This is a genomic window from Bacillus sp. TH30 (genome assembly GCF_016650875.1).
Classification (GTDB): domain Bacteria; phylum Bacillota; class Bacilli; order Bacillales; family Bacillaceae_G; genus Bacillus_A; species Bacillus_A mycoides.
Genome location: NZ_JAEKEY010000002.1, coordinates 1,865,073 through 1,890,935, shown reverse-complemented (window position 1 = coordinate 1,890,935; position 25,863 = coordinate 1,865,073). Strand labels below are relative to the sequence as shown.

The following is a 25,863-nucleotide window of genomic DNA, read 5'->3' as shown; positions in this document are numbered from 1 at the left end:
GAAGATATATAGGAGGGATACAAATGGAAATAGCGGTAGAACGTGTTTTTACGAATGAAATTTTAGCAAGAGCAGCAAAGGCATATCATGTAACGGTGGAAGAAAAGCCACTTGGTGATTTTGAAAATTATATTTTTAAGGCGAAGGGTAAAAATAATGAAGATTACGTATTACGCTTAACCCATTCTTCTCATCGGTCTAAAAAAGAGGTAGAGGCCGAACTAGATTTTTTACGGTATGTTGCAGAGTATGGGGCAAAAGTGGCGGGACCTCGTAATTCAATATCTCAAAACCTTGTAGAAGAAATTGGAGCGGAAGATGGCACTTTCTTTTTCGCGTCTTTATTTACATATGCACAAGGTGAGCAAGTAAAAGGAGAAGAATCGCCTTATTGGGGAGATGCTTACTTTGAAGCGTGGGGAAAAGCGATTGGACAACTACACCGCCTTACAATGGATTATCCTAAAACAGACTACCGTGATACGTGGGAAGAGGATGAAAGTAGCATTGTTAATGGATTAGAAGATGAGAAGGTGAAAGGGATTGCCACTGTATTAATGGATGAAATAAAGGCTCTTCCAATCGAAAGAGAAACGTTTGGCCTTATGCATGGCGATATTCATCCAGGTAATTTTCATTATGATGGAAAAGGGCTAACAATCTTTGATTTTGATGACGCTGCCTATAATTACTTCATTCATGATTTGGCAATGGTTCTTTATTACTCTGTTCTTTTTACACCGTGGACATTGGAGAAAAAGACGGAATTTGCTCGTAAACAGTTACAAGTGTTAAGAAAGGGGTACGAATATGAGTACAGGCTGGCGGATAGTTGGTATGAATCGTTACCGTTATTTTTACGGTTACGTGATATAGGCCTATACGGTACGATTCAAAAGAAATTTAAGGGGAAAGATATGCCAGAGGATTTTCAAAAGTTATCAGATGAGTTGTATGAAAGAATTATAAAGCAAGAGGCAATAGTGAATATATAATACAGAGATAAGGGAACAAAGTATATAAAATAAATATATACTTTGTTTTTTTATACAAAAATATGTTTACTTTATTAAAATAATATTGTTATAGATTCGGTATACACTTATAATTTTATATATATTCTGAATATTCTTTATAAAGAAGGAGGGGGAAAGTTGGAAGCTATCGTAAGTTGGATAAATAATATTGTTTGGAGTCCAGCACTTGTCTATTTATGTTTAGGAGTAGGTCTATATTTTTCCATTCGAACAAGGTTTTTACAAGTAAGACATGTAGGAGAAATGGTGAAACTTACATTTCAAGGGGAAAAATCGGATGCGGGTGTTTCTTCGTTCCAAGCGTTAGCACTTTCGTTATCTGGGCGCGTTGGAACCGGAAATATTGCCGGTGTTGCAACGGCTGTTGCCTTTGGTGGTCCAGGCGCTGTATTTTGGATGTGGGCGGTAGCCTTTCTAGGAGCTGGTTCTGCATATGTAGAATCGACGCTTGCACAAATATATAAGACGAAGCATCAAGGGCAATTCCGCGGTGGTCCTGCTTATTACATTGAAAAAGGACTAGGTGTTAAATGGTACGCATTAGTGTTCGTCGCAGCGACAATTCTTGCAACAGGAATGCTGCTTCCAGGTGTTCAAGCGAATAGTATTGCTGTAAGTCTAGAAACAGCTTTTGGTATTAATACTTCTGTATCAGGGGCGGTATTAGTAGCGGCATTAGCACTTATTATTTTTGGTGGAGTTAAGCGAATTGTTAACGTAGCACAAGTTGTAGTACCGTTTATGGCACTTGGCTATATTTTAGTAGCTTGTGTAATTGTAGCTATGAATATTGAAAAATTACCAGACGCTTTCATGTTAATTTTAAAAAGTGCATTTGCATTAGAAGCAGCTTTTGGCGGGATTATTGGTTTAGCAATTTCTTGGGGTGTAAAACGTGGTATTTATTCAAACGAAGCAGGGCAAGGAACTGGGGCCCATGCAGCAGCAGCTGCTGAAGTATCGCATCCAGCTAAACAAGGGTTAGTACAAGCATTTTCCGTTTACATTGATACATTATTTGTTTGTTCAGCAACAGCATTTATGATGATTATTACAGGCATGTATAACGTATTTGATGCAAGCGGAAAAAACTTTATCGTCAATAAATTAAATGGTGCACAGCCAGGTCCTGGTTATACACAGGCAGCAGTAGAATCTGTTTTCCCTGGATTTGGAAACGGTTTCGTAGCAATCTCTTTACTATTCTTCGCATTTACAACAATTATGGCTTATTACTACATTGCAGAAACGAATATAGCTTACTTAAATCGTGATAAAGACCGTCCTTGGATGTCTATCGTACTAAAGTTTGTATTCTTAGGAGTTGTATTCTACGGTTGTGTAAAAACAGCAGAAACAGCATGGGCTTTAGGGGATATTGGTGTAGGAATTATGGCATGGGTTAACATTATTGCGATTCTATTATTACAAAAACCGGCATTGATCGCATTAAAGGATTATGAAAAGCAGAAAAAAGAAAGAAAAGATCCAGTGTTCGATCCGCAGAAACTAGGAATTAAAAATGCTGATTTCTGGGAGCATGAATACGGGAAAGACAAGAAAGAAGAAGTATCTTAAGAGAATAGAAATGAAGGAGCAAAGGGAGATCCCTTTGCTCTTTTTTATGGACAAAATGAAGATGAAAGTTATTTTTTTGCCTATTTTTGAATATAAAAAGAATGTACATGCTTTGTTTAGGGGAGGGGGGAGTATGGTGATAGAGTTTCGTAATGTAAATAAATATTATGGTAACTTCCAAGTTTTGAAAAATATTAATGTGCAAGTGAAAAAAGGTGAAGTGGTAGTAGTTGTTGGTCCTTCAGGATCAGGAAAAAGTACATTGCTTCGGTGTATAAATCAGTTAGAGGCGATTACTGATGGAGAGTTAATCGTACAAAATACAGACGTACACAATAAAAAAACAGATATGAATGAATTACGCCGAAATATTGGTATGGTCTTCCAGCATTTTTACTTATACCCACATAAAACAGTTCTGCAAAATATTACACTAGCACCAATTAAAGTAAATAAAACTTCAAAAGAAGAAGCAGAAAAAACAGCGATGGTTTATTTAGAGAAAGTAGGAATCCCGGAGAAGGCAGGTGTATATCCTCATCAATTATCCGGAGGTCAACAGCAAAGGGTAGCTATTGCTAGAGGGCTCGCGATGCAACCGAAAATTATGCTATTTGATGAGCCTACGTCCGCTCTTGATCCAGAGATGATCGGAGAGGTGCTTGATGTTATGAAAGCGCTGGCTAAAGAAGGAATGACGATGGTCGTCGTCACACATGAGATGGGATTTGCACGTGAGGTAGCAGATAGAATTTTATTTATGGATGACGGTCAAATTATCGAAGATACAACACCATCACAATTTTTTGCAAATCCTGAACAAGAAAGAGCACGTCTATTTTTAAGCCGGGTATTAAATCATTAAAGGAGGAATTTCATGCTTAAGATGAAAAAGTTGTTTACCATAATTGTATTCTCATGTTTATTCGTGTTTATTGTTGCTGGGTGCGGGGGGAAAAAAGACGAGGCGAAAGAAACGAATACGAAGCAAGGCGGAGCTGTTGAGCAAATTAAGAAGCGCGGGAAGTTAGTAGTTGGAGTGAAGAATGATACGAATTTATTTGGATTGAAAAACCCTTCAACAGGGCAAGTAGAAGGATTCGATATTGATATCGCGAAGGCACTTGCGAAAAAAATTCTTGGTGATGAAAAGAAACTAGAGCTGAAAGAAGTAACGTCTAAAACACGTATTCCGATGCTGAAAAATGGTGATATTGATGCAATTATTGCGACAATGACAATTACGGAAGAACGCAAAAAAGAAGTAGATTTCTCAGATGTATATTTTAAAGCAGGACAATCGTTACTTGTGAAAAAAGGAAGCAATATTAAGAGCATTGATGATATAAAACAAGGCGTTAAAGTATTAGCTGTAAAAGGATCAACATCTACAAACAACATTCGCCAAAAATCACCAGAAGCAACAGTATTAGAGTTTGAGAATTATAGTGAGGCATTTACAGCGTTAAAAGCAGGTAAAGGCGATGTTTTAACTACAGATAATGCGATTCTTTACGGAATGGCAAAACAAGATTCTAATTATGAAGTTGTAGGGAAAATTTTCACGGATGAACCGTATGGAATTGCAGTACAAAAAGGTGCAGACGATTTAACGAAAGAGATTAATAGTTTATTAAAAGATATGAAAGCGAATGGAGAATACGATAAATTGTATGAAAAATGGATTGGTCAAAAACAAGAGAAGTAAAATGAAACTTTATTTCTCGTGATAAATAGTAAGAGTGAGGGGATGAGAGTACTCATCCTCTTCTTGTAAAGAAAGAGGGGAGAATATGTGCCTGATTTTTCTATATTAACGAATAACATTGATATGTATTTAGAAGGATTTAAATATACGGTTATGTCTAGTGTAGTTGCACTAATAGGAAGTTTTGTTTTAGGAATTATTATGGCAGTGATGCGAATTTCACCTATTCGTATTTTGAATTGGATTGGCTCTGCCTATGTAGAGTTTGTTAGAAATATTCCACTCGTATTAATTGCATTCATTTTCTATTTTGCTTTGCCTGTAATAGGAATTACTTTCAACGGTTTTGTAGCAGGGACAGTTGCGCTTACAGTTTATACAGCGGCTTTTATTGCGGAAGTAATTCGTGCTGGTATTTTATCAGTCGCGAAAGGTCAAATGGAAGCAGCACGTTCTTCAGGATTAACTTATACGCAAGCGATGTATCATGTCGTCTTACCTCAAGCGATGAAAATCGTCATTCCTCCTCTAGGAAATCAATTTCTCAATTTAGTAAAAAACTCTTCAATACTCGGAATCATTGCTGGAACGGATTTAATGTATCAAGGAGACTTAATTTCAACGAAGACGTTCGTTACGTTTGATGTATATATATTTGTCGGGATGTTTTATTTAGTATTAACAATTCCGCTAAGTATGCTAGTGCGTTATTTAGAAAAACGCTTGGCAAAGGAGGCGGTATAAATGGATTTTAAAGGAGCGATAACAGGTGATCATATCCTCTTTTTATTAAAAGGATTACTCATAACGTTAGAGGTAGCGCTCATAGCAATTGTACTTAGCTTTATTATTGGTAGTGTAATAGGAATATTGCGCTATACGAAAATACCTGTCGTCTCACAAATATTAGGCTTTATCGTGGAAGTCATTCGAAATTTACCGCTACTTTTAATTATATTTTTTACGTATTTTGCACTTCCGGAAGTGGGATTGAAGTTAGAAATTATAACAGCTGCAATTGTTGCTTTAACAATATTTGAAGCGGCAATGATATCTGAAATTGTTCGAAGCGGTCTATTATCTATCGAAAAAGGGCAGATTGAGGCTGCAAGGTCTTCTGGATTAACGTATGTGCAAGCGCTTTGGCATATTATTTTGCCGCAAGCATTAAGAAGAATGGTCCCCCCGCTTGTTAGTCAATTTATTTCATTGTTAAAAGATACGTCATTAGCGGTTGTTATATCATTGCCAGAGCTTATGCATAATGCTCAAATTATTAGCGGGCAGAATGTAAATTATATGATTCCGACATTTATACTAGCAGCCTGTATGTATTTTGTTGTAAACTACGGTTTATCAATTTTATCTAGAAGATTAGAAATACGTTAACTCTTACAAAAAAATGTAAGAGTTTTTTCCTTATAAATCCTTTTTTCCTCAAATTAGTATTGTGAGCTCTTAATATTTGAATTTTTATATTGTTTTATCAGAAAAGTTTTAATTTTATATAGAAATTGTAATCGCTTTCGTGTATATTTTTATTATCAGAAAATTTTAAAAAGAGATAGGGGTACTTGTAGGGGGAGGATTAAGATGCAGCAAACAACGAATGAGCAATTACATCGTACGATGAAGAGTAGACATTTATTTATGATCGCACTAGGTGGTGTAATCGGAACTGGTTTTTTTCTAGGTTCAGGTTACACCATTAATCAGGCTGGACCAGGGGGAGCCATCCTTTCATATTTAGTGGGCGGATTTATTATGTATTTAACAATGCTTTGTCTTGGAGAGCTAACGGTAGCAATGCCAGTTTCAGGATCTTTCCAAAAGTATGCGACGAAGTTTATTGGACCAGGAACTGGATTTATGATCGGTTGGCTATACTGGATTGGATGGGCAGTAACAGTAGGATTAGAATTAACATCGATCGGTTTAATGATGAAAAGATGGTTTCCGAATGTTGATGTTTGGGTATGGTGTCTCGTATTCGGAGTTATTTTATATGCTTCAAATGCAATATCAGCGAAGAGTTATGCTGAATTAGAGTTTTGGTTCTCTAGTATTAAAGTAGTTACAATTATTGCATTCATTCTACTTGGTGGTAGCGCATTACTAGGATTCTTACCATACGATGGAAAAGAAGCAGCGCCTCTTTTCTCTAACTTTGTAAGTGATGGTGGGCTATTCCCGAATGGACTAGCCGCAGTGCTTCTTACGATGATTACAGTTAACTTTTCCTTCCAAGGAACAGAGTTAATCGGGATTGCAGCAGGAGAGAGTCAGAATCCTGAAAAAACAATTCCACGTGCGATTCGTAATACAGTATGGCGCATTATGTTATTCTTCATTTTAACAATGACAATTTTAGTAGGGTTAATTTCTTGGAAAGAAGCAGGGATAATTGAAAGCCCATTCGTAGTTGTATTTGATAAAATCGGTATTCCATATGCAGCTGATATTATGAACTTCGTTATTATTACAGCTCTTCTATCTGTAGCGAACTCAGGGTTATATGCAGCAACGCGTATACTATGGTCACTTGCAAATGAAGGAATGGCACCAGCTTCTTTCAAGAAAGTAAATAAACGTGGTATTCCGATTACAGCGTTAGTCGTAACGATTGCTGTAGCGGCGTTATCTTTATTAACAAGTTTCCTTGCAGAAGATACAGTATATATGTATTTATTATCTATAGCTGGTTTATCGGCTGTTTCAAGTTGGATCATTATTGCTTTATCACAACTTCGCTTTAGAAGTCAGTATTTAAAAGGCGGAGGAAAATTAGAGGACTTAAAGTATAGAACACCACTATACCCGCTTGTTCCAATTTTAGCTTTAATTACAAATAGCATCGTTGTTATTAGTTTAGCGTTTATTCCAGAACAACGAATGGCGTTATATTGTGGTATTCCATTTATCATTTTCTGCTACATATATTATTATATAAATAAGAAACGGCAGAAACCGATGAAAGTGGAGATGGAGACACCAAATGAAACTAACAATCAAACACGATGATATACAGGCGGATTTATCGTATGGTCAATTAGCGATTGGAAAAGAAAATGGGTATTCACCGTTACAATTACTCGTTTCTTCTATCGCAGGATGTAGTGCAATTGTTTTTCGAACGATTTTAGAAAAGAAACGTATTGCATACGATACGTTTACAATTGAAACTGAAATTGGTAGAAGTGAAGCTTTATCAAAACCAGTTGAAAGTGTTCATTTGCACTATAAAATTAAAGCGCAAAACATTACAGAAGAACAATTAGACAAGGCACTGCAACTTGCGGTGAAAAATTGCACAATTGTTCAATCTGTAAAGGATAGTATAAAAGTTACAGAAACAATTGAATTAGTAAAGTGAAACATAAAAACGTGAGAATAGGGCGCTCACGTTTTTATGTTTTTGGCAGAGGGGGAAGAATGATGGAATGTTTAGGTTGTAAATTAGCAAATGAAGAAGAAATTATATATAAAGTGTATGAAGATGATTATGTAACTTGTTTTTTAGATCATGCGCCTTTCTATACAGGGCATACTTTAATCGTTCCAAAGCAGCATGTTGTAGAAGTGGACGAATTAGATGATTGTGTAGCAAAAGCGATTATGGATGCTTCTAAGGTTATCGCAAAGGCTATTAAATTACTGTATAAACCAGATGGAATTACAATTTATCAAAATGGTGGAATCTTTAACGAGTTAACTCATTATCACATGCATGTTGTGCCGAGATATAAAGAGCGTTCGTTTGCTGAGTTTTATACGGTACAACCTGGAGAACAGCAGAATCATAACTTTGAAGAGACAAAGAATTTATTAAAAGAAGCAATAGAGAAAATAATACATAGCGAAAAGGTGTAAGAGGAGTTTTCTTAGGGGGACAGTTAGGGAAATATTAATAAAGAAAAGCCCAATTTCTCAGTTAAAATAGAGAAATTGGGCTTTTCTTTATTCTATTATTTAATTTTATCTATTAAAGAATTCTGCAGTGTCACAAAGTATATCGCTCATTCGTTATATAGAATGAGAGGAGGAATTATATGAAAGTTACAAACAAAGATTACGAAAAGATGGAAGAGCTATATGAGTTGTACGAACAAAAAATTTATTATGTAGCTTATTCTATTTTAAATAATATTCAGCAGGCTGAAGATGCGGTTCAAGAGACGTTTATTACTCTTTATAAGAACTTGGAAAAGCTCGATAGCTTGAGCACAGAAGAGCTTAAACGATACATTTTGAGGGTCGCGAAAAACAAGGCGATTGATAGTTACCGGAAAAATAAACGACATGAAACATTTTTAGAAGAATATGAAAGAGAATCAATAGAAGCAGTAGATGAAAATATTGAAGAGTGGGAAAAACGTAAAATGTCTGAGGTTCAAATTGATACATTGCTAACAGAATTAAGTGAATCTAACAGACAGGTGTTTAAGTATAAAGTCTTCTATAACTTAACGTATCAAGAGATTTCAAGTGTTATGGGAATAACCGAGGCTAATGCCCGCAAGCAGTTTGAACGCGCTCGAAAACGAGTCCAAAATATTATAGGAGGTATACAACATGACGAATTCAAAGAACTCCAAAAAAATATATGAACTTGCTGAAAAAATTGCTTTAGATGATTTTGATAAACTCGAAGAACAACATGAATTTTCACATACATATACGCGCAAAAAGAAATTGTTTATGGAGGAAATGAAGCTGAAAGATGGAAAACCACAGACAAAGCGAAAAAGACATCGTATGTTAATCGCTGCTGCTTGCTTATTGATTGGTATGCCGACAACCGTTTTTGGTGCAGTAAAAGTCTATAATATGATTGTTCAAAAACAAAATTACGAAGTAAATGTTTCAGTAACGAATAAGGAATCGAAAAATATTGATAAGTGGTATAAGTTGAAGGTTGGTAAATTACCAGAAAATATGGAAGCAATCGATGACTCTGCTATGAAATATTCATTTAAAGATAACTACGCAATGGGTGGATTTTCATTTAGTCTCTGGAGAGTAGGGGAAAATGCGGACTTTCAAAATTTATATTCAAAAAGCTATGAAGAAAAAGAGATAAATGGTAGGAAAGCAGTAATTGTTCATAAAGAAACTGGAAACAACAATGTAATGTTTGACAGGAAGGTCTTTCTCTTTTTTGAGAAAGAAGGGATTATGTTAGAAAGCTATATTGGATCCGATGTAAATGAAGAACAAATGATAGATGTGTTAGGGAATATTTCACTGGAGCCTACTTCAAAAGAAAAAGCATCACATATAGCAGATTATGATGAAAATCGTTTTAGCAAAGCAGCTGAACCGAAAGAAACTAAGGTTATTCCTTTGAAAAAAGATAGTAAACGACTATTTCATATAGGGCAAAAGGTTCCAGTAACGATATCTATGGATAACAGCCAAATTGAATATGTGATAGAAAAAGTTGAAGTTTTTGATTCGATTAAAGATTTTAAACAAGAGAACTTTAATGAACTTGGCCTAGGGATATTAAGCAAGAAGAAGGCTTTAGATCAGACGGGAAAATTGCTATCATACAGACGGGATGTATATAAATTAGGGAATGGTAAAGATTCAATTGATACATTAGTAGATTCGAAATTAGTTAATGTTAAATTTGTCTACTTGACAACAACAGTGAAAAATATTGGTAAACAGGCGACAGAAGAAATCTATATGCATCCATCCATAAAACAGCTTAAATTTGAAGGGAATGCATGGAACTACGCTAAAGAAGAGGGAATGGACGCAACGCGTATTATGACGGGCGAAGTTGATTACTTGGAACCTCACGGAGATGGGAAAAGCTTTTACAATATTGGCAGTATCACACCAGGGGAAACAGTAAAAGTTAACTTAGGTTATTTTGTAGATGAGGATAAACTAGATTCAATCTTTCTTGATGCTTTCCATTACAGTGGGAATGGGGGCACTGAAAATATGAATGCGGAATATCGTTGGTGGTTCGATATTCGTCAACAGTCAAAACAATAGGAACAAATACAAAAAAGCTGCTTATATTTAGCAGCTTTTTTCGTCTCCATACATATTTAAAACTTCTTTCGCACGTATACGTAAACCATCTATTAATTCTTTCGGTTCTAAAACTCGTGCATCTTTTCCAAGCCGATAAAATAGAGGCGTAATAAAATTAATTTCACCTTTATCAATTGTTGAATGTATATATCCTGTCCCATCTTCGTTTACTACCACGAATTCTTCAAGGTAAGGAACGCTTTTACATTGGCGCACGCCTTCTGTCGTTAATAAAACATGGAATTGGATAGGAGTGTGTACTACGTTAGAGTTAGATTCGAACCATTCTTCTAAATTCATGAACGTATCTTTATTTTCTTCTGTTGATAATATAGAAAGAATACGATCAACGCGATACAGTAATACCTTTTTTCTACTAAAGTCATAGGATGGCAAATACCATAAACCGTCGTGAGCATATACACCGATAGGATGAACATGTTTTGTTTTAATCCCTGATTTAGATTCGTATTGAAAGTGTAAATTTTTATTTTCAATAGCCGCGGTTAATACTTCGTTTAAAAGAGGTGTATCAATTGTTCTCTTCGGATTCCAAAAAGCGATATAAGAACGTATTTTATCAACTTTAGCTTTCGCATCATTTTGTAGAGAGCTATACAGTTTATGAGTAACAGAATTGATTTCTGTATTAAAAGGCAAGTTACGATAGTAGCTTAAAGATTGGAAAGCAAAAAAGATGGAGACCGCTTCTTCTTCGGTAAATAAAATGGGGGGAAGCATGCTGCTTGTTAATACTTTATATCCTCCATTACGACCTTGTTCAGCGTAAATGGGTAATCCCATATCACTTAAATCTAAAATATATCTATGGACCGTACGAACGGAAATATTAAATTCATCAGCTATTTCTTGAGCTGTAAATGTTTTTTTCGTAGAAGCAAATATAAGAATGTCTAGTAAACGTTTTGCTTTTGACAAGGATATCACCTTTTCTTTTTTAACATGACATAAGTTGTCATGTTTTATGGTTAGTATAGTGCCTATAAGATGATTTTATCAATAGAAGCTGTAAGGAGGAAAAGATATGTCACGTGAAATTGTTTTATTTATTGCAGCGAGCTTAGATGGATTTATCGCGAAAGAAGATGATGATTTAGAGTGGTTAATGGAAACAGAAGGTGAGGGAGACAACGGTTATACAGAAATGTACGAAACAATTGATACGATAATTATGGGAAAGAGAACGTACGATTATGTGGTAGAGCATACGGAAACATTCCCGTACCTAGATAAAAAATGTTATGTTTTTTCTAATTCAGAAAAAGGTTCAAACGAACATGTAGAGTTTGTAAATGAAGATGTATTAGAGTTTACAAAAAGGTTGAAAGAGCAGGAAGGATCCAAAATATGGATGGTCGGTGGAGGGAGTCTACTGAGAGGATTTTTTAAGAATAATTTAATTGATGAATATGTTGTTACGATTACACCTCACATATTAGGTTCTGGAGTTCCGTTATTTAAAGAAAAGAACCCGGAAATTCATTTAACTTTAACGGATACGAAACGTTTTGGCCAATTCGTAAATTTATATTATAAAGTAAAGTCTTAAAGGATAAGAAAACACGACTATTGATGATAGTCGTGTTTCTATATAGATGGCAATGAAATTGTAAAGCAAGATCCGTGATCAATTTCACTGGTGACAGTAATATTCCCGCCGTGTAGTTCTACGATTTCTTTTACGATGGAGAGCCCTAAACCAGTGCCTCCTGTAGCTCTAGAGCGCGCTTTATCAACACGGTAAAAGCGATCGAAAATGTGAGGGAGGTCTTCAGGGGGAATACCTTCTCCCTTGTCCTTAATTTTGATGGAAATATGTTTATGTTCTTCTGTAACAGAAATATTAATATGAGAATGTTCTTTTGAATGTCTATACGCGTTATTTAAAATGTTAGCCATAACTTGTTCAAAGCGTTGCTCATCTAGCTTTACTAAGAGTGAGGAAGGACATGTGAAAACAACTTTAATTTGTTTTTCTCCGTACATCACATTTATTTTTTCAGTGATGCGAGTAAGGAAGGTGTGTAAATGCACTTCCTGTACTTGAATGAAAAAGTTATGCTTTTCCATTTGAGCGAGTGAAAATAAATCTTGAACTAAGTTTGTAATATAATCAGACTCGTCTTTTATAATGGATAAGTATCGTAAACGTTGCTCTGGGGGTGTGTTTTCTTTTAATGCAATGTCAGCATAACCTCTTACGTACGTTAATGGTGTTCGTAATTCGTGAGCAACACTTGCTAGAAATTCACTTCGCTCTGTTTTCATATAATGTAAATCATTTGCGAGAGTTTGGATAGATTGTGCTAGTTCACCAATTTCGTCATTTCGAGTAGTTGTTAATGAAACGGATAAATCGCCCTTGCTCATTTTTTCAGTCGCTTGTTTCATGTGTAACAATGGTTTTGTTAACAAACGTGATAATAGAAAAATGGTGATGGCTGTTAATAGAAAAGTAATGACTCCTGCGATAATGAATTGTCTTGTTAGCCCGTTAACCATTTCTTCGATTGATTCCGTTCCGAGAAACATATATACATAGCCTTCCGTTTTTCCTGCCACTACAATTGGGCTAACTGTACATATATAATTAGATGTTTTCCAATGATTCTCTATAATTGCTCCATCATGATCTGTTCGTGTTTGCATTCCTTCAATATGTTTTTTTATAGTAGTATTTATTTCGTTGGATTTAGCTAGTATTTCCTTATTTGCATTTGTAATAATAACAGTTGTTTCAGCTTCGGATTCCATTAAAGCAACATGGGAGATTGTTTGCCTGTCAAAATATTTTTCAAGGACATCTCGGTGACTATTTCCACGCTTTAATAAAGCAGTCATTTCTTCATTCACTCTATTGTTTACAAGGCTATAATAGAGCAAGACAAATAGAACACTTTCGATTAAAAGTGTAACAATTAGAAAATAAAATCCGAGTTGAATAGAAATTCGCTTCATCGTTTTGCTCCTTAGTTTTCAATATCAATCCATCGATATCCTACTCCGTAAACAGTTTTTAAATGGTGATCAATGGGGAAATTTACTTTTCGTAATTTATCACGTAAATTACGAATATGTGAATCGACTGTTCTATCTTCTGTATTTGTATTTAATCCCCAAATTCGTTCAATGAGCTGATCACGGCTTAATACGTAGTTCACATGACGTAAAAATAATCCGAGTAAAGAGAATTCGATTGGGGTGAGAAGAAGTTCTTCATTATGGACAGAAATGAAATGCTTGGCCTCATCCCATAAAATGCCGTGATATTGGATTTGTGCATGTTGATTGGTTCGGCGTAAAACAGCTTCAATTCTTGCGAAGAGCTCCTCTTCGTGGAATGGTTTCGTCACGTAATCATCTGCTCCAAGTTTTAACCCTTGAACGACATCTACCGTTTGATCACGAGCAGTTACCATAATGATAGGAACGTTACTAAATGATCGAATTCTTTTGCAAGTTTCCCACCCATCCATCTTTGGCATCATAATATCGAGTAAAACAAATTTGAAGTTTCGATTTTCTATATGTGAAATAGCTTTTTCTCCGGATACTGCACATACGCAGTTATATCCGATTGGAGTAAGATAAAGCGTTAATAATTCAAGCATTCTCGGTTCATCATCTACGAGTAGTATATCGATCATAGAGTACCTCCGCATTTGTAGTTATTACTTAAATTGTAAGTCAAAATCATGAAGAAATGGTGCAGATTATAATGCATCTGCACCATTTCTTCAGAATTGCTTGTTATTGTAAAGTTGAAATTCCATTTTAGGTAATAATATTGGCTCGAAAACGAATAATACGGAGGCGATATAGTGAAAAAGATGACCCGAATTTTGGGGATAACAATAATTGCAGCAGTCGGTCTTGCGGCATGCGGACAAACGAATACAGATCATAAAAATCATGAATCTACAGAAGAGAAGAAAACAGAGCAAAAGGAAATGAAAATGAATCAGAAGGTAACTGCGCCGAAAGAAATGAATCAAGGTGCATCGAATGATTTATTAACGACAAGTTTAAAAAATGTAACGAGATTAAATACAAATGATCCTCTGCAAATGGCAGTATTAACTTCGCAAACGATATGGCCAGCAACGCATAAAGAGAATCAGCCAGGCGCTATTATTTTAGTGCCAGTGAATGAGTGGCAATTAGGTATTGCAAGTGCGGATCTTATTCATCATCCGAATAACGGACCGATTTTATTTATAGAAAAAGAAAAGGTACCCGAAATGACGTTAAAAGAAATAAAACGATTAAATCCGCTCGGAACGAAAGATGGAACGCAAATTATGGTGATGGGGGATATAGGGGCATCTAGCCTAGAGCAATTAAAAGAATATAAAGTAAAGCAAATAAAAGAAACGGACCCAGCTAAATTTGCTAAAGATGTTGATAAAGAATATGCCAATATAACAGGAAATTATCCAAATAGCGTTATTATCGGTTCGTCTGAAGAAGAAGGACGTTTATATACAACACCAGCTGTAAACTGGATTTCTCATATGCCAGAACCTCTATTATATGTAGAAAAAGAAACGGTGCCAGAAGCGACAATTGAGTCGTTAAAGATGAGAAAAGATAAAGCCAATATATATGTATTAGGACCAGAAAAAATCATTTCAAAAGAAGTAGAAAAAGAACTAAGCAAATACGGAAAAGTAACACGTATTAGTGGGGAGACGCCAACAGAAAATTCGGTTGCGTTTGCGAAATTTAAAGATGAAAAAACAAAATTTGGCTGGGGGTTCACAAAACCAGGTCACGGTTTGTCATTTGTTTCAAGCAAAACACCAGACTTAGCAATTGCGGGAGCACCGTTTTCACATATGGGTAAACATGCCCCTGTTGTTTTGCTTGAGGAAGGAAAAGCTTCACAACCAGTTTATGACTTCCTTGCTACTATTCAGCCGAAGTTTAAAGATGATCCAACACTTGGACCGTATAACCATGCTTTCTTATTAGGAAGTACTAGTGATATTTCATTTGAAACGCAAGGTATATTGGATGAGAGGTTAGAGATTGTTCAGGAAAGTGGTAAGGGGCATGGTGGACATTAATAAAGTGAAACTTTAATCAGTGGGGGTTTTGTTCACCCCCCACTGATTATCAGCCCTCACCAATCCCGCATTAACGGGCAGTTGACCTCCACCTAACTTCTTTGCTTTCGCTGAATTTTGAGGTGGGGTCTTACTGCCCGTTAATGCGGGATGAAATGAGAAAAGACGCTGCTAAGGTAGCGTCTTTTCTTTAGGAAACTTTTACATAGCACAACATCCTTTGCTCGTTATATAATAGCCTTCGTGCAGTCGGCCTAGATTTTCTTACGGAGAAAATCAAATGATAAAAGAGTAGAGGGTGGTAGCTTGTTTCAAAAGATAAAAAATGAATGGTTTTCTAATGTGAAAGGGGACGTACTATCAGGAATTGTCGTTGCTTTAGCATTAATTCCTGAAGCGATAGCTTTTTCTGTTATTGCAGGTGTAGATCCGACGGTTGGATTGTACGCGGCCTTTTGTATTGCGGTTACAATTTCGTTTGTTGGTGGAAGACCAGGGATGATCTCGGCGGCAACGGGTGCGATGGCTTTATTAATGGTCACTCTTGTGAAGGATCACGGTTTACAATATTTATTTGCTGCGACAATAGTAACAGGTATTGTCCAAATTATTTTTGGAGTGTTCAAACTGAGTTCATTTATGAAGTTTGTTCCTAAATCCGTTATGAGTGGTTTTTTAAATTCACTTGGAATTTTAGTTTTTACAGCACAATTGCCACATTTTAAAAATGCAACTTGGCAAATGTATGCACTTGTTGCATTAGGACTTGCAATTATATATTTATTTCCACGTATTACGAAGGCTGTACCGTCTACATTGATTTCAATTATTATTGTGACAAGTATTGCACTTATGAGCGGATTACAGTTGAAAACAGTAGGGGATATGGGAAGCTTACCGAAAGAATTACCGTTCTTTAGTATTCCTGATGTACCGTTTACACTTGAGACATTACGTATTATTTTACCGTACTCAGTTATGCTTGCAATTATCGGTTTACTAGAGTCATTATTAACAGCTTCGGTTTTAGACGATATGACACATACGGAAAGTAATAAGCATAAAGAGGCACGTGGACAAGGGATTGCGAACGTTGTTGCTGGGTTTTTCGGAGGAATGGCAGGATGTGCAATGATTGGACAATCTGTTATTAACATTAAATCAGGTGGTCGAGGGAGATTATCGACGTTTGTAGCCGGTGGCTTTTTAATCGTATTGCTATTTGTTTTAGGTGATTACGTTGTTCATATTCCGATGGCTGCTTTAGTTGCTGTTATGATTATGGTTTCGATTGGGACGTTTGATTGGAACTCTGTAGCGACGATTCATAAAGTACCGAAAGGAAATGCATTTGTTATGATCGTAACAGTTGTGATTGTCCTAATTACACATAATTTAGGATTAGGTGTAATTATCGGAACGATAATGAGTGCAGTTTTATTTGCATTCAATATGGCAAAGATTCACGTGAAACATTTGTATATTGAAAATAAGAAAATATACGAAATTCACGGCCAACTATTCTTCGCATCTACGGCAGAGTATATAAATGCTTTTTCATACAATGAAGATGTGAAAGAAATTGAGATGAACTTTACTAACGCACATGTATGGGATGATTCAGCAGTAGCGGCAATTGATAAAGTTATCATGAAATATGAACAGAACGGTGTGAAAGTAAGGATCACAGGGTTAAATGAACGTAGCTCGAAGCTCGTTGCGAATTTAGCTACTTATAATAAGAGAATTGCTAGTTAGAAGCCTCCTTTTTAGGGGGCTTTATTATATAATACGGGTAGGATAACGAAAAGGGGATTCAGCATATGTACAAACAAATTTTATTAGCATGCGATGGTTCTGAACATGCACTTCGAGCAGCCGAGCATGCAACATATATTGCGAAATTTAACGAAGAAACACATGTTGAAGTTGTGTACGTAGTAGATAATAGAACGGCAAAGTCAGATATTATACAAGGACAAACGGATTTAGAAACAATATCAGCTAGTCGAAAAGATAAATTAAAAGAGATTGAGGGTTTATTAAAGAAAGAGAACATTTCCTACAAAATTACGATTCTACATGGCGATCCAGGAGATACGATTGTTCAATATGTAAATACAGGAGATATAGATCTTATTATTGCTGGGAGTAGAGGGCTAAATACACTGCAAGAGATGGTGCTTGGTAGTGTAAGTCATAAAATAGCAAAGCGTGTGAAATGCCCGGTTATGATTATAAAGTGAAGCTTTAATCAGTGGGGGTCTTACTGCCCGGCGAATAGCAGGATAAAATAAGTTGAGTGAGATATTATGTAGTGTAAGCAGGACCTTGATATAATTCGAGGTCTTTTTTGATGTATAGAGGGGGAGATTATGGAAATACTAGATATAAGTTTAAAGGGAAATTGTTAACTTACAAATTTGTAAGTTTGTTGTCAGAAAAATCGATGTTATGAAATTTTTCCCATTGGTAAAATAAGAGTATCAAAGGGGAGATAGGGAGGATGGAAGTAATGAAATCATTGCAAAATTTATCATATAGTCAAGGAGTAAGTTTAATTTGTTTAGGTGGATTTGCTGGATCTGTTATGTTAGCTGTTTTAATAAAGATGTTTCAGCAAATGTTTTAATCGTATGAATAGAAGGGAAATGATTAATATAAATAGCAAGAGAAGAACGATAAATAAAAAATAGCTCTTAGCATGTAAGTAAATGCTGAGAGCTATTTTTATGTTTATTTTTTCTACACATTATATTTTGTTTAAACTTCTTTTGATTTAGTAGATCCTGTATTTAAAGTAAGAGCAAGGAAGAGCATTGCAAGTACGCAAGATACAAGTAATAAGATGAATCCGCCATCCCATCCGAATGCATCTACGATAAAGCCCATAGCTGCGCTAGCAAAAGTAGCTCCGCCTAGGTAACCGAAGAACCCAGTTAACCCAGCGGCAGTTCCAGCAGCTTTCTTTGGTGCTAAGTCAAGAGCGTGTAGGCCAATTAACATAACAGGTCCGTAAATTAAAAATCCAATGGAAACAAGTGCGATACTATCAATGATTGGATGCCCAGCAGGATTTAGCCAGTAAACAAGAACGGCAATGAATACACCGACCATAAATAGAATGCCAGCAGGTGCGCGGCGCCCTTTAAATAGTTTATCACTCATCCATCCGCAAAGAAGTGTACCTGGAATACCAGCCCATTCGTATAGAGCATAAGCTGTACGTGAGCTACTGTGAGTAAAGCTTTTTTCTTCTACTAAATAAGTAGGAGCCCAGTCTACAACGCCGTAACGAACGAAATAAACAAAGACGTTAGCGATAGCGATGTACCATAAAAACTTATTGTTTAATATGTATGTAAATAAAATTTCCTTTACCGAAAGTTCGCGTTCACGGTCCGCTACTTTTTCATCTGATGGATATTCCCCAGTATGTTCTTCAATAGAAGGTAATCCGCAAGATTGAGGTGTATCTCTCATCGTAATTAATACATAAATCCCCACCAAAATTGAAAGAATACCTGGGAAGTAAAATATACTTTTCCAGTCATTTGCAAAGAAATATAAGCCTAATGTAACGAGAGAAGGCATAAGCGCGCCGCCGACATTATGAGCGACGTTCCAAATAGACATTTTTGTACCACGTTCACTAACGGAGAACCAGTGAACCATCGTACGACCACAAGGAGGCCATCCCATACCTTGTACCCATCCATTTAAAAACTGAAGTACAAACATAAGTATAATGCTCGTTGTAATGAAAGAAAATGAGCCGAAAATAATATTAATGATACCGGATAAAAATAGCCCAGCTGCTAAAAAGTAGCGAGGATTACAACGATCGGATACGATACCCATAAGAAATTTACTTAATCCGTAAGCGATAGATACTGCTGAAAGGATAACCCCAAGTTCCCCTTTACTAAAGCCTTGTTCGATTAAGTATGGCATTGCGAGTGAAAAGTTTTTTCGAACAAAGTAGTAACCCGCATAACCGATGAAGATGCCTAAGAATACTTGCAAACGCAATTTGCGGTATTCGCTATCAGTGCGATCAGCTGGTAAGCGTTCTGCGTGGGGCGCAGGTTTAAATAATTGTGTGAAAAACATAAAATGAAAATCCTCCCCTAATTAATTGGAAGCGTTTTAAGACAGAGAGAATACAAAAAGGCTATGAAATATAAAAAAGTTCCCTTTTTTATGATTCATAGCCATATACTCCGATTCTCCGTGACTGTCAATATTAACTTCGACGAAAATTATACAACTTTGTGACAAAAATGTAAACGTTTTCATAAAGAAAGTTGTTGACGTATTTTGTTTGTGGGATTAATATTTAAATACGTTAAATATTTTATTGCTTAAATAAGAGGTGGATAACATGCCAAATGATATGACTCATATTGATAAGATTCAAGCTCTTACATTCGCTATAGGAAAGAAAATGCAAACAGAGCTATTAGAACAAATGCAAGCATCAGGACTTACACCACCGCAGTTTTATATTTTAAAGATTTTAGATCATTACGGAGCTTCAAGAGCGACACAATTGGCGGAGAAAATGTACGTGAAACCGAGTGCGATTACAGTAATGACTGATCGTTTAATTGATCATGGGTTAGTAGAGCGCTATCACGACGATAATGATCGCCGCGTTGTTGTCATTGAGCTAACGAAGAAGGGGAAAGCTACAGTAGAAGAAGCGATGGCGGCTCGTAATGAGCATATTGCAAAATACTTCTCACACTTAGAATTACAAGAGAGGGAAGATTTGTTGCGCCTCTTTGAAAAGCTAGAAACAATTATTTGCGGGAAACCAGAGAAAAAAGAGAAAAAAGAGAAAAACTAAGAGGAATTGAGGAGATTACATGGAGCAACAAGAAAATCAGAATAGAAAGTTGTTGTTAATCGGTTTAGTAATCGCGATGCTATTTGCTGCATTGGACGGAACAATCGTTGGTACAGCAATGCCTCGTATCGTCGGTGAACTAGGCGGATTAAGTTTAATGACATGGTTAACAACAGCTTACATGTTAACATCAACAACGGTTGTACCGATTGCAGGTAAATTAGCGGATTTACTTGGGCGTCGTAACGTATATATAGCAGGATTAATTATCTTTATGGCTGGTTCAGCTTTATGTGGTATGGCAAACGGTATGACAGAATTAATTATTTTCCGTGGTATTCAAGGTCTTGGTGGCGGTATTATGATGCCAATGGCTATGATTATTATCGGAGATATGTTCACGGGAAAAGAACGTGCTAAATGGCAAGGTATTTTTGGAGCTCTATATGGTCTTGCCTCTGTAATTGGACCACAAGTTGGTGGTTGGATTGTAGACGCAGTGGACTGGAGATGGGTATTCTATATTAACTTACCAGTTGGTATTTTAGCGACAATCTTTATTGCAATGGGATTAAAAGCACATAAACAAACAGGACCAATTAAAATTGATATCGCTGGAATCTTCACGATGATTCTCGGTGTTGTAAGTTTATTACTTGCATTAACGTTTGGCGGGAAAGATTATGCATGGGGTTCTTGGCAAATTATCGGGTTATTTGCACTAGCTGCCATTGGTATTGTTAGCTTTGTTATTGTTGAAACGAAGGCTGAAGAACCAATTTTACCGATGCACTTCTTTAAAAACCGCACATTTACACTACTGAATGCGATCGGTTTCTTTATGAGTATCGGAATGTTTGGAGCAATTATGTTCGTACCGTTCTTTATGCAAGGAATTGTAGGCGTAAGTGCTGCTGAATCAGGAACGATTATGACACCGATGATGATCACAATGATCGTTATGAGTATTATCGGTGGTCAACTTGTATTAAAAGTTGGTGTGAAACCACAAATTATTACAGGGATGCTTATTATGGCTAGTGGTTTCTGGTTATTAACAACGATGGATATGCACACAACTAAGCTTACCGCTACTTCTTATATGATGATTATCGGTTTAGGAATGGGGCTTGTTATGCCGATATTAACATTAGCATTACAAGAAAGCTTCCCGAAAAAAGATCTTGGTGTTGTAACATCATCAAGTCAATTCTTCCGTCAAATCGGTGGAACGTTTGGGATTACAATTTTAGGGTCAATTATGAATAACACTTCAGGTACAACGTTAACAAATAAATTAGTACCTGTATTAGACACATTCCCAAAAGAAGCGGGACAAATGGTAACAAAATTTAAAGATATGATTCATACAGATCCACAAAGTTTATATTCTATGCTATTTAGTCCAGAGGCTTTAAAACAAATGCCAGAAGCATTTTCTAATAGCATCGTACCGGTTTTGAAAAGTTCTTTAGTAGATTCGCTGCATACTGTATTTTTAACAGGATTAGTATTTATCGTAGTGGGTGCAATCTTTACGATTTTCTTACAGAAAATTAAACTGTCTGATCGTAAAAAAGTTGCAGAAGAACCTGCTGTAGAAGAAAAGGAAAAAACTGTATCATATTCGTAATGAAAAAGCATCGCCTTATGGCGATGCTTTTTTTGAGTATAACCTTAAAAGCTTTTTAGTTAGAAATGATTGACGTATTTTTATAAATGCGTTATATTATTTTCTGTAAACGGTTACATGAAATGAGGGGAAAGAGAATGAGTACGATTAAAGACGTTGCAAAATTAGCAGGGGTATCTGTTGCGACCGTTTCCAGAGTGTTAAATAAAAATGGATATGTTCATGAGGATACATTAAAAAAAGTAGAGCGAGCAATTGAAATGCTAGATTATAAACCTAGTACAGTAGCACGTTCTTTATATAATAAAAAGTCTCGTTTAATTGGCTTAGTTGTTCCAAATATCGTGAATCCATTCTTTCCAGAAGTTGCACGTGCCGTAGAAGATGTAGCATATAAGCAAGGTTACACAGTTGTCCTTTGTAACTCTGATGAAAGTTTAGAAAAAGAGAAACAATACATTGATGTGCTTAGACAAAATAATGTGGATGGGTTTATTGTGGCAACGAATCCACAAAATAGTGTTAATTACATGAATTTGTCTATTCCAGTTGTTGCGATTGACCGTATGTTTAATGAGCGCATTCCTACTGTATATGCAGATAACTATGCAGGGAGTCAGGCGGCGACAAAGTTATTAATAGACAAAGGGTGTAAACATATTGCACATATTCGCGGACCGCGTGATGTGAGCACAGCTAATGAACGTTTTGAAGGTTTTGTAGACGTTATTACGCAAAATAATCTTTCTTATATGATTGCAGAGAGTACATTCGATCCAGCTAATAGTGAACAGGTCACGGTGGAATTATTGGAAGAATATCCGCATATTGATGGAATTGTTGCTGGGAATGATTTAATTGCAATCGGCGTTGTAAAGGCTGCACTTCAAAAGGGAATTTCTATTCCAGACGATTTACAAATTATTGGATTCGATGGAATTTCTTTAACTGAAATGATGTATCCATCTATTACGACTGTTGCACAGCCAATTTATGAAATGGGGAAAATTGCAACAGAATTGTTGTTAGAGCAGATGGAAGGAAATCCATTAGAAGAGAAACACTATCGTTTACCGATTGAAATTATAGAACGAAATACAACGAAGTAAGGAGATGAGACAGATGCCAAATATTGCAGTAGTAGGTAGCATTTCAATGGACTTAGTGGCTGTTTCAAAAATACGGCCGAAAGCAGGAGAAACAGTAATTGGTGAAGCGTTTCATACGATACCAGGAGGAAAAGGGGCCAACCAAGCAGTTGCTGCAGCTAGATTAGGAGCAAATGTAGCGATGGTTGGTGCAGTAGGAAATGATGATTACGGAACAGTAGTTAGAAAAAATTTGGAGAACGAACGCATTTTTATCGACTATGTGGTACCGGTTACAGATAGGACGACAGGAATCGCTCATATCGTTTTAGCAGAAGAGGATAACAGTATTGTTGTCGTACAAGGAGCAAATGCTCTTGTAAATGAGTCGATTGTAGATCGTTCAAAAGACCTTCTTGTAAAAGCAGATATGGTTGTTCTTCAACTAGAGATTCCGCTTGAAACAGTAAAATACGTTCTGTCTATTTGTGAGGAGCATAAAATTCCAGTTATGTTGAATCCGGCTCCAGCACAATTTTTATCAGAAGATATTTTAGAAAAAGCGACTTATATTACGCCGAATGAACATGAATGTCGCATCGTATTAAATGATTTCACATCACCAATTGAAGAGTTACTTGCGAAATATCCAAATAAGCTATTGATGACGGAAGGGTCTAACGGTGTTCGTTTCCATAACGGAACGGAAGTTGTTCAAGTTCCAAGTATTGCTGTAGACGTAGTAGATACGACTGGAGCAGGTGATACATTTAACGGTGCGTTAGCAGTTGCGCTTTCTGAAGGAGCAACACTTCAAAAGGCAATTCGTTTTGCAAATATTGCTGGTGGTCTTTCTGTAACGAAACTTGGGGCACAGGGCGGTATGCCAACGAGAGATAGAGTACGTGAAGTGCAGGTGATTGTCGGATGAAAAAGCACGGTGTATTAAATAGCGAAATTGCGGCAGTCCTTGCTTCACTTGGACATACAGATACGATTGTAATTGCTGATTGCGGGTTACCTATTCCTGATGGAGTAAAACGAATTGATTTAGCAGTTGAAATCGGAAAGCCTAGCTTTTTAGACGTATTACAAGTTGTTGCTGATGATATGGCAATTGAGAAAGTGACGTTAGCAGAAGAAGTCATTATGAATAATGCGCTGGTAAACAAAGAAGTTGAGATGCGTTTAATAGAGCCAGCATTTGAATATGTGTCTCATAAGGAATTTAAAGAGTATACAAAGAGAGCGAAGGCGATTATTCGTACAGGAGAAGCAACGCCTTATGCGAATGTTATTTTACATGCAGGCGTGATTTTTTAATAAAGGGATGTGATGAGAATGCATATTGAAATGAAGAACATTTCAAAAGCGTTCAGTGGTAATCCTGTTCTAAAAAACGCACAGTTTATGATTGAAACAGGAGAAGTCCATGCATTGATGGGGGAAAACGGAGCGGGGAAATCGACGCTCATGAAGATTCTAACAGGTGTATATAAAAAAGACAGTGGAGCAGTCACAATTGATGGACAAGAACGAACTTTTAAAAATGCGAAAGAAGCGGAAGAGTACGGTATTGCATTTATCCATCAAGAGTTGAACATATTACCGAATTTAACGGTAGCTGAAAATATGTTTCTTGGAAAAGAGTTAATGTATGGGAAAACGGGCATTTTACGTACGCGTCAAATGAATGCGATTGCCCAGCAGCAATTGGGGAACCTTGGTCTACAAGTGAAAGGCGCTATGCTAGCGGGTGAATTATCTGTTGGACAACAGCAAATTATTGAAATTGCTAAAGCATTAATGACAAATGCGAGCGTTATTATTATGGATGAACCTACAGCAGCATTAACAGATCGCGAAATTGAAACTCTGTTTATTGTTATTAATAAATTACGTAAAGAGGGCGTTTCATTCGTTTATATTTCACACCGGATGGAAGAAATTTTTTCAATATGTGATGCTATTACGATTTTGCGTGATGGAGAATATGTAGGGAAAAGATTAATTCCGGAGACATCATTTGATGAAGTAGTTAGCATGATGGTGGGTCGTAGTATTGGTGAACGTTATCCAGAACGAAATAGTCAAATTGGCGAAGTGATTTTTGAAATGCGTAACGGAACGAAAAAGGGGAAATTTGAAAATGTTTCGTTTCAAGTTAGAAAAGGTGAAATCCTTGGTGTTGCGGGCTTGATGGGAGCTGGTCGCACGGATATTATGAAAGCAATATTTGGATATGAACCACTTGATTCAGGACAAATTTTTATGAATGGACAAGAAGTAAAAATTGATAGTCCAATTGATGCGATTAGACAACGAATTGCCTTTATTACAGAGGATAGAAAATCTGAAGGGCTTGTGTTAGATTTTTCGATTCGTGAAAATTTAGCTTTACCAAATTTAGAAAGTCTTTCAAAAGGAAGCGTTGTTAATAAAGGTTTAGAACAGCAATTTACAGAGGATATGATGAAGCTTCTTAATGTGAAAGCAGCAAACGGAGAGCAAGCTGTAAAATCTCTTTCTGGTGGAAATCAGCAAAAGATTGTAATTGCAAAATGGTTAGGTATTCATCCGCAGTTACTCATTTTAGATGAACCAACGAGAGGTGTAGATGTTGGGGCTAAAAAAGAAATTTACTCTATTATGAATAAGCTTACCGAGCAAGGAGATTCCGTTATTATGGTATCGTCTGAGCTTCCAGAAGTTTTAGGAATGAGTGATCGTGTTCTCGTCATTCATGAGGGGAAAATCGGTGGTATTTTAGAGAAGGATCAGGCATCGCAAGAGTCTATTATGGCACTAGCTACAGGGGGAGAGTAA

Annotated in this window: 26 protein-coding genes; 22 read left to right on the top strand and 4 right to left on the bottom strand. The window is 36.3% G+C overall.

All coding sequences use genetic code 11. The annotated features are described in order from the left end of the window. Nucleotides 1–23: 23 nt before the first annotated feature. The 11 genes from JFU20_RS11985 (at nt 24) to JFU20_RS11935 (ending at nt 10,332) form a co-directional block, all read left to right on the top strand. Nucleotides 24–995: a phosphotransferase enzyme family protein gene (locus tag JFU20_RS11985; protein ID WP_201038644.1), complete on the top strand. Its 972-nt coding sequence runs from the start codon at nt 24–26 to the stop codon at nt 993–995. A 159-nt stretch (nt 996–1,154) separates the two neighbouring features. Next, a complete protein-coding gene (locus tag JFU20_RS11980; RefSeq protein WP_201038643.1) occupies nt 1,155–2,615 on the top strand; it encodes an alanine/glycine:cation symporter family protein in 1,461 nt (486 codons plus the stop codon). A gap of 10 nt (nt 2,616–2,625) precedes the next feature. Continuing rightward, on the top strand, nt 2,626–3,480 hold the full coding sequence (locus tag JFU20_RS11975) for an amino acid ABC transporter ATP-binding protein (RefSeq protein WP_002063777.1): 855 nt from the start codon (nt 2,626–2,628) through the stop codon (nt 3,478–3,480). Between the two features lie 12 nt (nt 3,481–3,492). Next, nucleotides 3,493–4,323, top strand: a complete 831-nt coding sequence (gene glnH / locus JFU20_RS11970) for a glutamine ABC transporter substrate-binding protein GlnH (protein ID WP_201038642.1) — start codon at nt 3,493–3,495, stop codon at nt 4,321–4,323. Between the two features lie 87 nt (nt 4,324–4,410). Next, nucleotides 4,411–5,067, top strand: coding sequence for an amino acid ABC transporter permease (locus JFU20_RS11965; RefSeq protein WP_002010508.1), 657 nt, complete (start codon nt 4,411–4,413; stop codon nt 5,065–5,067). Further along, a complete protein-coding gene (locus JFU20_RS11960) occupies nt 5,068–5,712 on the top strand; it encodes an amino acid ABC transporter permease (RefSeq protein WP_002010507.1) in 645 nt (214 codons plus the stop codon). Nucleotides 5,713–5,916: 204 nt separating this feature from the next. Next, on the top strand, nt 5,917–7,344 hold the full coding sequence (locus JFU20_RS11955) for an amino acid permease (RefSeq protein WP_002010506.1): 1,428 nt from the start codon (nt 5,917–5,919) through the stop codon (nt 7,342–7,344). Next, entirely contained in the window at nt 7,319–7,696 is a 378-nt protein-coding gene (locus JFU20_RS11950) for an OsmC family protein (protein WP_002125220.1), read from the top strand. The genes JFU20_RS11955 and JFU20_RS11950 overlap by 26 nt, the downstream gene beginning before the upstream one ends. A gap of 62 nt (nt 7,697–7,758) precedes the next feature. Further along, entirely contained in the window at nt 7,759–8,193 is a 435-nt protein-coding gene (locus tag JFU20_RS11945; protein ID WP_002167091.1) for an HIT family protein, read from the top strand. Between the two features lie 179 nt (nt 8,194–8,372). Next, nucleotides 8,373–8,930 (top strand): RNA polymerase sigma factor, encoded by a 558-nt coding sequence (locus tag JFU20_RS11940; RefSeq protein WP_002167092.1) that lies wholly within the window; start codon nt 8,373–8,375, stop codon nt 8,928–8,930. After that, the gene (locus JFU20_RS11935; RefSeq protein ID WP_002167093.1) at nt 8,896–10,332 is read left to right on the top strand and encodes a DUF4367 domain-containing protein; all 1,437 of its coding nucleotides are present in this window, start codon (nt 8,896–8,898) and stop codon (nt 10,330–10,332) included. The genes JFU20_RS11940 and JFU20_RS11935 overlap by 35 nt, the downstream gene beginning before the upstream one ends. 27 nt (nt 10,333–10,359) lie before the next feature. On the opposite strand, the gene JFU20_RS11930 is transcribed toward JFU20_RS11935, so the two are convergent. Further along, on the bottom strand, nt 10,360–11,313 hold the full coding sequence (locus JFU20_RS11930; RefSeq protein WP_002010526.1) for a helix-turn-helix transcriptional regulator: 954 nt from the start codon (nt 11,311–11,313) through the stop codon (nt 10,360–10,362). A gap of 106 nt (nt 11,314–11,419) precedes the next feature. Here JFU20_RS11930 and JFU20_RS11925 point away from each other — a divergent pair, with 106 nt between their 5' ends. Further along, nucleotides 11,420–11,944, top strand: coding sequence for a dihydrofolate reductase family protein (locus tag JFU20_RS11925; RefSeq protein WP_002010525.1), 525 nt, complete (start codon nt 11,420–11,422; stop codon nt 11,942–11,944). A gap of 38 nt (nt 11,945–11,982) precedes the next feature. Here the strand turns inward: JFU20_RS11925 and JFU20_RS11920 are convergent, their stop codons facing one another. After that, nucleotides 11,983–13,353 (bottom strand): sensor histidine kinase, encoded by a 1,371-nt coding sequence (locus JFU20_RS11920; RefSeq protein WP_002167094.1) that lies wholly within the window; start codon nt 13,351–13,353, stop codon nt 11,983–11,985. Between the two features lie 11 nt (nt 13,354–13,364). Further along, nucleotides 13,365–14,042 carry a response regulator transcription factor gene (locus JFU20_RS11915; protein ID WP_002167095.1) on the bottom strand — a complete coding sequence of 226 codons (678 nt, stop codon included), beginning with the start codon at nt 14,040–14,042 and terminating at the stop codon, nt 13,365–13,367. A gap of 174 nt (nt 14,043–14,216) precedes the next feature. On the opposite strand from JFU20_RS11915, the gene JFU20_RS11910 reads away from it, so the two are divergent. The 4 genes from JFU20_RS11910 to JFU20_RS11895 all read left to right on the top strand — a co-directional run bounded on the left by JFU20_RS11910 (nt 14,217) and on the right by JFU20_RS11895 (nt 18,096). Further along, entirely contained in the window at nt 14,217–15,464 is a 1,248-nt protein-coding gene (locus JFU20_RS11910) for a cell wall-binding repeat-containing protein (RefSeq protein ID WP_002167096.1), read from the top strand. A 306-nt stretch (nt 15,465–15,770) separates the two neighbouring features. Continuing rightward, a complete protein-coding gene (locus tag JFU20_RS11905) occupies nt 15,771–17,222 on the top strand; it encodes a SulP family inorganic anion transporter (protein ID WP_002167097.1) in 1,452 nt (483 codons plus the stop codon). A gap of 65 nt (nt 17,223–17,287) precedes the next feature. Continuing rightward, the gene (locus JFU20_RS11900; protein WP_002010593.1) at nt 17,288–17,710 is read left to right on the top strand and encodes a universal stress protein; all 423 of its coding nucleotides are present in this window, start codon (nt 17,288–17,290) and stop codon (nt 17,708–17,710) included. A gap of 269 nt (nt 17,711–17,979) precedes the next feature. Continuing rightward, nucleotides 17,980–18,096, top strand: a complete 117-nt coding sequence (locus tag JFU20_RS11895; protein ID WP_002167098.1) for a DUF4027 family protein — start codon at nt 17,980–17,982, stop codon at nt 18,094–18,096. 131 nt (nt 18,097–18,227) lie between these two features. On the opposite strand, the gene glpT is transcribed toward JFU20_RS11895, so the two are convergent. Continuing rightward, entirely contained in the window at nt 18,228–19,577 is a 1,350-nt protein-coding gene (glpT, locus tag JFU20_RS11890; RefSeq protein ID WP_002167099.1) for a glycerol-3-phosphate transporter, read from the bottom strand. A gap of 271 nt (nt 19,578–19,848) precedes the next feature. Here glpT and JFU20_RS11885 point away from each other — a divergent pair, with 271 nt between their 5' ends. From JFU20_RS11885 to rbsA, 6 genes are all read left to right on the top strand, one after another. Next, a complete protein-coding gene (locus tag JFU20_RS11885; RefSeq protein ID WP_002029807.1) occupies nt 19,849–20,316 on the top strand; it encodes a MarR family winged helix-turn-helix transcriptional regulator in 468 nt (155 codons plus the stop codon). Between the two features lie 19 nt (nt 20,317–20,335). Continuing rightward, nucleotides 20,336–21,949, top strand: a complete 1,614-nt coding sequence (locus tag JFU20_RS11880; protein ID WP_002167100.1) for an MDR family MFS transporter — start codon at nt 20,336–20,338, stop codon at nt 21,947–21,949. 122 nt (nt 21,950–22,071) lie between these two features. Next, on the top strand, nt 22,072–23,058 hold the full coding sequence (gene rbsR, locus JFU20_RS11875) for a ribose operon transcriptional repressor RbsR (RefSeq protein WP_201039227.1): 987 nt from the start codon (nt 22,072–22,074) through the stop codon (nt 23,056–23,058). A 13-nt stretch (nt 23,059–23,071) separates the two neighbouring features. Next, complete coding sequence (gene rbsK, locus JFU20_RS11870) at nt 23,072–23,968, top strand: ribokinase (RefSeq protein ID WP_002010585.1); 897 nt, start codon at nt 23,072–23,074, stop codon at nt 23,966–23,968. Next, the gene (rbsD, locus tag JFU20_RS11865) at nt 23,965–24,360 is read left to right on the top strand and encodes a D-ribose pyranase (RefSeq protein ID WP_201038641.1); all 396 of its coding nucleotides are present in this window, start codon (nt 23,965–23,967) and stop codon (nt 24,358–24,360) included. The genes rbsK and rbsD overlap by 4 nt, the downstream gene beginning before the upstream one ends. A gap of 18 nt (nt 24,361–24,378) precedes the next feature. After that, complete coding sequence (gene rbsA, locus JFU20_RS11860; RefSeq protein ID WP_002010581.1) at nt 24,379–25,863, top strand: ribose ABC transporter ATP-binding protein RbsA; 1,485 nt, start codon at nt 24,379–24,381, stop codon at nt 25,861–25,863.

What these genes read in the sequence shown, in the direction of transcription:
- JFU20_RS11985 (WP_201038644.1), top strand. Translation starts at nt 24, where the DNA reads ATGGAAATAGCGGTAGAACGTGTTTTTACGAATGAAATTTTAGCAAGA.
- JFU20_RS11975 (WP_002063777.1), top strand. Translation starts at nt 2,626, where the DNA reads ATGAAGGAGCAAAGGGAGATCCCTTTGCTCTTTTTTATGGACAAAATG.
- glnH (WP_201038642.1), top strand. Translation starts at nt 3,493, where the DNA reads ATGCTTAAGATGAAAAAGTTGTTTACCATAATTGTATTCTCATGTTTA.
- JFU20_RS11960 (WP_002010507.1), top strand. Translation starts at nt 5,068, where the DNA reads ATGGATTTTAAAGGAGCGATAACAGGTGATCATATCCTCTTTTTATTA.
- JFU20_RS11955 (WP_002010506.1), top strand. Translation starts at nt 5,917, where the DNA reads ATGCAGCAAACAACGAATGAGCAATTACATCGTACGATGAAGAGTAGA.
- JFU20_RS11950 (WP_002125220.1), top strand. Translation starts at nt 7,319, where the DNA reads ATGAAACTAACAATCAAACACGATGATATACAGGCGGATTTATCGTAT.
- JFU20_RS11945 (WP_002167091.1), top strand. Translation starts at nt 7,759, where the DNA reads ATGGAATGTTTAGGTTGTAAATTAGCAAATGAAGAAGAAATTATATAT.
- JFU20_RS11940 (WP_002167092.1), top strand. Translation starts at nt 8,373, where the DNA reads ATGAAAGTTACAAACAAAGATTACGAAAAGATGGAAGAGCTATATGAG.
- JFU20_RS11935 (WP_002167093.1), top strand. Translation starts at nt 8,896, where the DNA reads ATGACGAATTCAAAGAACTCCAAAAAAATATATGAACTTGCTGAAAAA.
- JFU20_RS11925 (WP_002010525.1), top strand. Translation starts at nt 11,420, where the DNA reads ATGTCACGTGAAATTGTTTTATTTATTGCAGCGAGCTTAGATGGATTT.
- JFU20_RS11920 (WP_002167094.1), bottom strand. Translation starts at nt 13,353, where the DNA reads ATGAAGCGAATTTCTATTCAACTCGGATTTTATTTTCTAATTGTTACA.
- JFU20_RS11915 (WP_002167095.1), bottom strand. Translation starts at nt 14,042, where the DNA reads ATGATCGATATACTACTCGTAGATGATGAACCGAGAATGCTTGAATTA.
- JFU20_RS11900 (WP_002010593.1), top strand. Translation starts at nt 17,288, where the DNA reads ATGTACAAACAAATTTTATTAGCATGCGATGGTTCTGAACATGCACTT.
- JFU20_RS11895 (WP_002167098.1), top strand. Translation starts at nt 17,980, where the DNA reads ATGAAATCATTGCAAAATTTATCATATAGTCAAGGAGTAAGTTTAATT.
- glpT (WP_002167099.1), bottom strand. Translation starts at nt 19,577, where the DNA reads ATGTTTTTCACACAATTATTTAAACCTGCGCCCCACGCAGAACGCTTA.
- JFU20_RS11885 (WP_002029807.1), top strand. Translation starts at nt 19,849, where the DNA reads ATGCCAAATGATATGACTCATATTGATAAGATTCAAGCTCTTACATTC.
- JFU20_RS11880 (WP_002167100.1), top strand. Translation starts at nt 20,336, where the DNA reads ATGGAGCAACAAGAAAATCAGAATAGAAAGTTGTTGTTAATCGGTTTA.
- rbsR (WP_201039227.1), top strand. Translation starts at nt 22,072, where the DNA reads ATGAGGGGAAAGAGAATGAGTACGATTAAAGACGTTGCAAAATTAGCA.
- rbsK (WP_002010585.1), top strand. Translation starts at nt 23,072, where the DNA reads ATGCCAAATATTGCAGTAGTAGGTAGCATTTCAATGGACTTAGTGGCT.
- rbsD (WP_201038641.1), top strand. Translation starts at nt 23,965, where the DNA reads ATGAAAAAGCACGGTGTATTAAATAGCGAAATTGCGGCAGTCCTTGCT.
- rbsA (WP_002010581.1), top strand. Translation starts at nt 24,379, where the DNA reads ATGCATATTGAAATGAAGAACATTTCAAAAGCGTTCAGTGGTAATCCT.